The organism is Amphritea opalescens (assembly GCF_003957515.1).
GTDB classification, from domain to species: Bacteria; Pseudomonadota; Gammaproteobacteria; order Pseudomonadales; family Balneatricaceae; genus Amphritea; species Amphritea opalescens.
This window is the reverse complement of record NZ_RQXW01000006.1, coordinates 240,779-248,699: the sequence shown is the minus strand read 5'-3', so window position 1 is coordinate 248,699 and position 7,921 is coordinate 240,779. Positions and strand designations below refer to the sequence as shown.

General features: G+C 46.8%; 8 protein-coding genes. 4 read left to right on the top strand and 4 right to left on the bottom strand.

All coding sequences use genetic code 11. The annotated features are described in order from the left end of the window. Positions 1-624 precede the first annotated feature (624 nt). Positions 625-1,230, bottom strand: a complete 606-nt coding sequence (locus EH243_RS09020; protein ID WP_126158317.1) for a Yip1 family protein — start codon at positions 1,228-1,230, stop codon at positions 625-627. A 110-nt stretch (positions 1,231-1,340) separates the two neighbouring features. Between EH243_RS09020 and EH243_RS18890 the strand changes: the two genes are divergently transcribed. The 3 genes from EH243_RS18890 to EH243_RS09005 are packed head-to-tail and all read left to right on the top strand — an operon-like array spanning position 1,341 to position 3,990. Continuing rightward, positions 1,341-1,532 carry a hypothetical protein gene (locus EH243_RS18890; RefSeq protein WP_420897534.1) on the top strand — a complete coding sequence of 64 codons (192 nt, stop codon included), beginning with the start codon at positions 1,341-1,343 and terminating at the stop codon, positions 1,530-1,532. Positions 1,533-1,592: 60 nt separating this feature from the next. After that, positions 1,593-2,864, top strand: a complete 1,272-nt coding sequence (locus EH243_RS09010) for a DUF2254 domain-containing protein (RefSeq protein ID WP_126158316.1) — start codon at positions 1,593-1,595, stop codon at positions 2,862-2,864. A 37-nt stretch (positions 2,865-2,901) separates the two neighbouring features. Beyond that, a complete protein-coding gene (locus EH243_RS09005) occupies positions 2,902-3,990 on the top strand; it encodes an endonuclease/exonuclease/phosphatase family protein (RefSeq protein ID WP_126158315.1) in 1,089 nt (362 codons plus the stop codon). Between the two features lie 283 nt (positions 3,991-4,273). Here the strand turns inward: EH243_RS09005 and EH243_RS09000 are convergent, their stop codons facing one another. After that, a complete protein-coding gene (locus EH243_RS09000; protein ID WP_126158314.1) occupies positions 4,274-4,879 on the bottom strand; it encodes a Yip1 family protein in 606 nt (201 codons plus the stop codon). Positions 4,880-5,055: 176 nt separating this feature from the next. On the opposite strand from EH243_RS09000, the gene EH243_RS08995 reads away from it, so the two are divergent. After that, positions 5,056-5,748 carry an aspartate/glutamate racemase family protein gene (locus EH243_RS08995; RefSeq protein ID WP_126158313.1) on the top strand — a complete coding sequence of 231 codons (693 nt, stop codon included), beginning with the start codon at positions 5,056-5,058 and terminating at the stop codon, positions 5,746-5,748. A gap of 29 nt (positions 5,749-5,777) precedes the next feature. Here the strand turns inward: EH243_RS08995 and EH243_RS08990 are convergent, their stop codons facing one another. Both EH243_RS08990 and pbpG read right to left on the bottom strand, forming a co-directional pair. Continuing rightward, complete coding sequence (locus EH243_RS08990) at positions 5,778-6,845, bottom strand: diguanylate cyclase (RefSeq protein ID WP_126158312.1); 1,068 nt, start codon at positions 6,843-6,845, stop codon at positions 5,778-5,780. Next, positions 6,842-7,906: a D-alanyl-D-alanine endopeptidase gene (pbpG, locus tag EH243_RS08985; protein WP_241235028.1), complete on the bottom strand. Its 1,065-nt coding sequence runs from the start codon at positions 7,904-7,906 to the stop codon at positions 6,842-6,844. The genes EH243_RS08990 and pbpG overlap by 4 nt, the downstream gene beginning before the upstream one ends. Between the last annotated feature and the right edge of the window lie 15 nt (positions 7,907-7,921).

The following is a 7,921-nucleotide window of genomic DNA, read 5'->3' as shown; positions in this document are numbered from 1 at the left end:
TTCGGTCAACTGTTGATATGTCATAGTGATACACTTTGTCTTTGGCGAGAAGAAGCGTACCACGGTCAGCAGTTGACCACCTCTCCACCTTTAGCAAAAAGTGTCGCACTTATTATATGAATCCCCGGCCTACTAAGACTAAACAACAATTTTATACTGTTCGTTCTGGTGATAGTTTGTCACGTATTTCTGCAAGAACTGGAATTAGTGTGAAGACGCTTGCAAGATTGAATCAGCTTAAGCATCTAAACAGCATACGTATTGGACAGAGATTGAGAATTCGATAATTTTAACTCAGCATTTATTTATAGATTTTTAAAAGACACCCCACCTTTTGGGGGTGTTTTGTATTCGCTAGATAGGTTGGTCTAACGATAAGCAGCCCAACTTTTTCATATCTAAAAGAATCTATTGGGCTTCGTGGGTAATCCTCCCCTTTTTAATAGGCGCTAAAAATGGACCCAAAAGGCCTGAGGCTTTTGGGTCCATTTAGCTTAGCGTTGGTTGTTTTTCTATGCACTCTGAACCATGTGCGTCTCTCATAACGCTTATTTACCCGAGTGAAAGTAAAAACCCTCTCTAATCCGTATGGCGGTCAAATCCTGGCTAATCAATCACACCGTATCAGCCTATGTAGGCCAGTGGTGTCATGGTGCTCCACAGAAACACGGTGGCGGCTCTTAGTCCTACGAGAATGATTAAGCCTACCGTTAGAATCGAGATACAGAACATAAATCCCCGCGCTTCCGGTATTTTCATAATGATGGGTACCCCTGTAAATAGCAGGTAAGTGCTGTACGCGAGGGCTAACATGCCGACGGCAACACAGAACCAGAGCATCGGATATAACCCCGAAAAACCAGATAGCAAGAGTGGTGCGGCGGTATAGAGGGTCAGGTTCATACAGCGTTCTAATGATGCATGGCCGCCGTAGGTTTTTTCCATCCAGTGAATACTGAACCCCATGGCGCCTAAAGCAAAACAGATTGCTAAATAGAAAGCGATGGCGGAGTTTAGGGCGCTAATGGCGCTTAACTTTACTAACTCACCACCGGGGAATAGGCTCCAGCCCATCTGGGTTGTCCCAATGAACAGTGAGGCTGCGGGGATCAGTGCCATTAGCGACAACAGCACCAGTACCTCTGCGGTACCTCTGAGGTTTTCATCCCGTAAGTGTTTCATGGCCAGATGGGGGCGATAGAAAATTTCAGACATAGCTTTTATGGTCATGATCATCTCCTGCAGAGCTTGTTCGACATGAATGATGACATTCATGGATGACGCCGACCTGCTATGGTTATTGAGAAAACCAAAAAAAACCAGAACATGCGAAGGCGGCAATAGATTCTTATGTTTTCCAACCGATTGACGATGAAACGTGGCATCGTGATGTAAACGACTGCTGGGAACGTGCCGCACGGCTATGTATGCAAATCAGAGACTTTGATCGTTTAAACGCGATCAAGAGCCAGCTGTTTTCGGCCTTTTGTTCTGTAGATCTAAGAATAAAAGTCGAGCGTTTTTCATGGTAGCGTATACTAATAGGATCAATCGTACTGTTATTATTTGATGAGTAGAACATAGGACAAGATATGAATTCTGTAATTTCATTAGACCGTCTCCGGTTTCTACTCAATCGTTTTAGTGAAAAGCTTTGGGTGCGCCCATTGGCGGTCTGCTTTTTATCCATTGCAGCGGTCTTTGCAGCGAAATTTATAGATGGCTCTGCTGTGGCCAATCAAATGCCTTCTATTGCCCAAGATTCGGTTGAAACTTTACTTTCACTGCTCGCATCCAGCATGTTGGTCATCGCCACCTTTTCGGTGGGTTCGATGGTATCGGCATACGCCGCCGCCAGCAGTTCCGCCACCCCTCGCGCTTTTTCTTTAGTGGTTGCGGATGACGTATCTCAGAATGCACTTTCAACCTTTGTTGGGGCATTTATTTTTAGCGTGGTTGCTCTAACAGCGGTAAAAAATTCATTCTATAACGAGGCCGGCTTATTCATCCTTTTTGTGCTTACCGCCATTGTGTTCGCAGTAGTGATTCTAACGTTTGTGCGCTGGGTTGATAATATCGCCCGGTTGGGGCGGGTGGGATCGACTATTGAAAAAGTTGAAAAGGCAACGGAAAGCGCTTTTATTAGAAGACGAGATAAACCTAGGCTGGGTGGCATATCAGTATCAAACATTACCAGTAAGGGAGTAGATGTTTTTTCACCAAGGATTGGTTATGTGCAGCATATTGATATGGCTGCCCTTCAGGATTGGGCCAAAAGCGTTGATGCGCACGTTGTAGTATCCGCATTACCCGGAGCGCTGACTACAGCGGATAAACCTTTAGCATCTGTGCATATGTCATCATCTGCATTGTCCAACGCAGATTGCGCAGGCCTTATTAAATCATTCCATGTTGGCAACGACCGTACGTTTGAAGATGATCCTCGGTTTGGCTTAGTCACATTATCGGAAATTGCCGCACGTGCTTTATCGCCTGCCGTCAACGATCCAGGAACAGCGATAAAGGTAATAGGGTCGCTAGTACGTTTAATTTCGCTCATTGATCAACCCGAGCAAACAGAAAGCAAACCTAGATATGACCGTGTAGCCGTTCCAGAGATTGCCTTGCAGGATATGTTCGATGATGCTTTTACGGCCATAGCACGCGATGGTGCGGGTATGATAGAGGTATGTATTCGTTTACAAAAAGCGCTGGCCTCTCTTGAGTCCCTTAGTAATAAGGAAATAAAAAAAGCGGCCCAATATCACCGACGTTTAGCCCTGAAACGGGCATGTAATGTACTTGATATAGAAGAGGATTTAATCGCTATTAAAAAGGCCGCACGCGAAGATAAATCAATATGACAGTCAGCTATAGATTGAGACAATGCAGGCCTAAAAGATGACAGCCATACTCACTTTTTTTACAACCTTAGCCTGTATAGTGACGCTACTTCCTTTTTCGCGTCACCCCCACTGGATTATCAGAGGAATGGATTTTCCTCGCCTACAATTTACTATTTTCATAACCGCCTTACTGATGGCCCATGTTATTTTCCTTAATACACAGTCCCCATTAACTTGGCTATTAATCTCGATAACAACACTTTGTTTAGTTTGGCAGTTATGGTGGATATTACCTTATACACGCTTATGGCGTCAGGAGGTGAAAGCGGCAAATAAAAGCAGCCCTGATAAGCGAATTAGTATTATAACGGCAAATGTTCTAACCCCGAATAGAAACGCTGACAAGCTAATTCAGTTAGTACGGACACATGAGCCCGACGTTCTTGTCACACTTGAGTCTGATCAGTGGTGGGAAGATCAACTCAAAGTAGTAGAAGGCGATATGCCACATAGCATAAAATGCCCATTAGATAACCTTTACGGCATGCATGTGTTTTCAAAGTTGCCTTTAAGTAACCAAGAAATAGCTTACTTGGTCGAGAAAGATGTTCCGTCCATACATACCACATTAACCTTAGGCTCAGGTGATAGAGTCCGCATGCATTTTATGCACCCAGCCCCTCCTAGCCCCACCGAAAATCCCGAGTCAGCTGAGCGGGATGCCGAACTAATCATTGTGGCTAAAAGTGTTGCCAACAGTAATCAACCCGTCATCGTAACAGGTGACCTTAATGACGTGGCGTGGTCTGCGACAACGCGCCTCTTTCGTAAAATCAGCGGCCTGTTAGATCCGCGAGTCGGTCGCGGTATGCTGAACACGTTTCATGCGGACTTTCCTTTTCTGCGCTGGCCTTTAGATCATCTATTTCATAGCCAGCACTTTACCTTAAACTCCATCAAGCGTTTACCGCCAATCGGTTCTGATCATTTTGCTTTGCTAACTGAATTAACGTTTTCGCCTACAGCAGGGGCCGACCAAGCGGGGTTAGATTCTAATGCGTCTGATCACAAATGGGCAAAAGACATAGCCGAAAACAAAGGCGTCAGCATAAATGATGTTCCACCATTAGATGATAGTAAATGAGCTCAACCACTATAAAGGATGTTTAACACTCCGTTTAGATAGTATATTTATCAATCACCAGCACCATACAGACAAACGTTGGGGGTAATCCTCCCCTTTTTAATAGGCGCTAAAAATAGACACAAGAAGCCTGAGGCTTTTGGGTCCATTTAGCTTAGCGTGGGTTGTTTTTCTATGTGCTCTGAACCATGTGCGTTTCTCATAACGCTTATTAGCCCGAGTGAAGGTGAAAACCCACTCTAAGTTATGGCAGTCAAATCTTGGGGCAATCAATCACACCGTATCAGCCTATGTAGGCCAGTGGTGTCATGGTGCTCCACAGAAACACGGTGGCGGCTCTTAGCCCTACGAGAATGATTAAGCCTACCGTTAGAATCGAGATACAGAACATAAATCCCCGTGCTTCCGGTATTTTCATAATGATGGGTACCCCTGTAAATAGCAGGTAGGTGCTGTACGCGAGCGCTAACATGCCGACGGCAACACAGAACCAGAGCATCGGATATAAACCCGCAAAACCAGATAGCAAGAGTGGTGCGGCGGTATAGAGTGTTAGGTTCATACAGCGTTCTAATGATGCATGGCCGCCGTAGGTTTTTTCCATCCAGTGAATACTGAAGCCCATGGCGCCTAGAGCAAAACAGGTTGCTAAATAGAAAGCGATGGCCGAGTTTAAGGCGCTAATGGCGCTTAACTTTACTAACTCACCACCGGGGAATAGGCTCCAGCCCATTTGGGTTGTCCCAATGAACAGTGAGGCCGCGGGGATCAGTGCCATGAGCGACAACAGCACCAGTACCTCTGCGGTACCTTTGAGGTTTTCATCCCGTAAGTGTTTCATGGCCAGATGGGGGCGGTAGAAAATTTCAGACATAGCTTTTATGGTCATGATCATCTCCTGCAGAGCTTGTTCGACATGAATGATGACGTTCATGGATGACGCCGATCTCTTAAGCGTAGATCAAGATAGCGATAAACTGTACTGGCTGAGCGTGGAAAATCTGTATCTGGCGAAGGGGTGCGATGTTTCTATAGGCTAGGTCAGTCAGATAGAGGGAAGAGAATATGAAAACGATCGGTTTACTGGGTGGCATGAGTTGGGAATCCACCACGAGTTATTACACGGCGATCAATCAAGGGGTTAAAGCACAATTAGGTGGGCTGCATTCCGCTAAACTGGTGTTGTTGAGTGTTGATTTTGCAGAGATAGAGGCCTTGCAACATCAAGGCAATTGGCAACAAACGGGAGTGATTCTGGCTCAAGCGGCGCAAGCGGTTGAAGCAGCGGGGGCGGATTTTTTTCTGATCGGTACCAATACCATGCATAAAGTTGCCCCGCAGATCGAAGCGGCGGTATCGATTCCATTGTTACATATTGCCGATGCCACGGCGGAGCAACTAACAACCGATGGGATTACCAAGGTGGGGTTGTTGGGTACGCGCTTTACCATGGAGCAGGATTTCTACCGAGGTCGGCTAACCGATAGTCATGGGATCGAGGTGTTAGTGCCGAATGAGGCACAGCGGCAAGTGGTGCATCAGATTATTTATGATGAGCTCTGTCAGGGGCAGATTCGGGACGCTTCCCGACAAGCCTATCTGAGTATCATTGCGGATCTTGCAGCACAGGGAGCGGAGGCGGTTATCTTGGGATGCACCGAGATTGCACTCTTAGTCGAGCAAAGCGATACCTCGGTGCCGTTATATGATACCACCGCCATTCATTCAGCGGCGGCCGTACAATTAGCGCTAAGCTGATAGGGATGACCTAGAGCCAGACCAAAGGCTCAATCCTTCTCTAAGATCACTCGATGACACTGCTGGCGCATGATCTCAGTGGTGTCATTATTGAAGTCTTGATAGGAGTTCTGTCCCATGATGGCCTTACTATCGATGGACATAGTGATATTGCGACCATTATCTTTCGCGGCGTATAGGGCGATATCGGCCCGTTTGATTGAGCTTTTTATATCGGTGTGTCGGCTGAGTTGGGTGACCCCGAAAGACGCGGTCACCTGAAGGGAGTTACCCTGATGGCTGACAGGGGTGTCTGCCAGTTTTTGGCGGATACGATCAACAACGGGGCCTGCCTGTTCTAACGTCATATCGGGAAAGATAAACAGAAACTCCTCTCCGCCATAGCGGGATACAGTGTCATGGCGTCGAATGCTATCGTTAAACAGCTGTGCGGTGTGCGCTAAAAGCAGGTCACCGACATCGTGTCCCCAGAGATCATTAACATTTTTAAAATGATCGATATCGGCCATGGCAATACAACAGACGTAATCATCTAGCTGTTGTCTTTTATGATACTCGCTGGCCAGAATCGCACCGACAGAGCGGCGGTTTATCAGACGCGTGGTTGGGTCAAATTGTTGTTTATTCTGTACCGAAAATTCAAACAGCACCATCACCATATCGAACAGTTCTTTCTGTATTCGGATAAAGTAATTGAGGTCGTCGGTATTGACCTCCTGTTGTCGATTCAACTGTTGGATAACCGTGCGCGCTGCATCATGTAACTGCGTGTGATAAGCCTCAATTTTTAGAAAAGAGCCCTGCTTAAACAGCTCATCCTCAAAAATACGGCTTAACCAGCGGCCAAAGTGGCAATGAAGGTGTGCATCGCAGGCAATAAATTGATCTTCATTCAGGGGTTGTCGAGTAACCAGCGCTGTCATGATACGCATCATCCAGTCACGGTGGGATTCCAGTGAATGCTTGATATCGTCAGCTAAGGTTTCAAAATCCTCATGGTGTAAACTTTCCAAAAGATTTTCGATGACATAGCGATTGTTAACGCTGTGCTCCGCATAAGTGTCGATCGTAGCGGGACTCAGTAGGGCGCTATTCAATGGATTACCCCTCCCTGTAGAGCGAGTTGCTCAGATACAGGGTGTTGCAGCAATTGTTGCAATGTCTGCCGCTGGTAATGCTTGGCGGAACTGCTGATCTGGCCGCTTTCGCCCGTGGTCAGCCAGCGTTTGATACGGCTAGCATCCCCGAGGGGGGTGCGCTTGCCGTAGGAGTTCAACATGACCATCACGGTTTGTCGGCCATTTATTTCCGTTAACATCACTAAGCAACGACCGGCTTCATCGAGATAACCTGTTTTCGTTACGTCGATCTGCCAACTTTTACTGTGTACTAATGCATTGGTGTTACCGTAACGGAGTGAATACCGCGGATGACTAAAGCGCGCGGTATAGCCGGGGGTTCTACTATATTCGGCAATTTCCGGATAGGAGGCCGCCGCCCGCACCATGATGGCTAAATCCGAGGCGGTTGATACATTATGTTCCGAGAGTCCGGTGGAATCGACGAAGTAGCTGTGCGTCATACCTAATTGGCGAGCTTTGAGGTTCATCGCTCGGACAAAGGCTTTGATCCCCCCTGGATAAGTATGTCCGAGAGCGGAGGATGCCATGTTTTCGGAAGACATCAGGGCGATGCGGATAACATCTTTACGGGCTAATTTAGAGCCGATACGGATACGGGAATAGTAATTTTTATTAGCGCGTTTGTGGGTTTCAGTAAACTGTATGTCTTCGTTGAGAGGTAAGCGAGCATCCAGCGTCACCATCGCGGTCATCAGTTTCGTGATAGAGGCTATGGGCATGAGCATTTCGGCATGTTTTTGATACAATGGCGCGCCGGTTTTGCCATCGATGACGGCCGCGCTGACCGATGCCAGTTCGATCTTACCCTTATCGAGGCTGAGCAATCGTTCAGTGGCACTGGAGAGGCCTTTGTTACTCCCCGTCGCTTGCGCTTGAATAGGTAAACAAAGCGCGCAAATTAACAGTAAACTACTCAGTAGATAGTTTGTTATTTTGGCGCCATTGGTCAGTTGTTTGTGTAGGCATCGGGTTGCCGTTTCTTGGGATAGCAACCGTTTCACTCTGAGTTTTTTCAAAACAGAACCGTCATA

Bases quoted from the DNA above. Each gene is read 5' to 3' on its own strand.
- EH243_RS09010 (WP_126158316.1), top strand. From the start codon at position 1,593: ATGAATTCTGTAATTTCATTAGACCGTCTCCGGTTTCTACTCAATCGT.
- EH243_RS08995 (WP_126158313.1), top strand. From the start codon at position 5,056: ATGAAAACGATCGGTTTACTGGGTGGCATGAGTTGGGAATCCACCACG.
- EH243_RS09020 (WP_126158317.1), bottom strand. From the start codon at position 1,230: ATGACCATAAAAGCTATGTCTGAAATTTTCTATCGCCCCCATCTGGCC.
- EH243_RS09000 (WP_126158314.1), bottom strand. From the start codon at position 4,879: ATGACCATAAAAGCTATGTCTGAAATTTTCTACCGCCCCCATCTGGCC.
- EH243_RS09005 (WP_126158315.1), top strand. From the start codon at position 2,902: ATGACAGCCATACTCACTTTTTTTACAACCTTAGCCTGTATAGTGACG.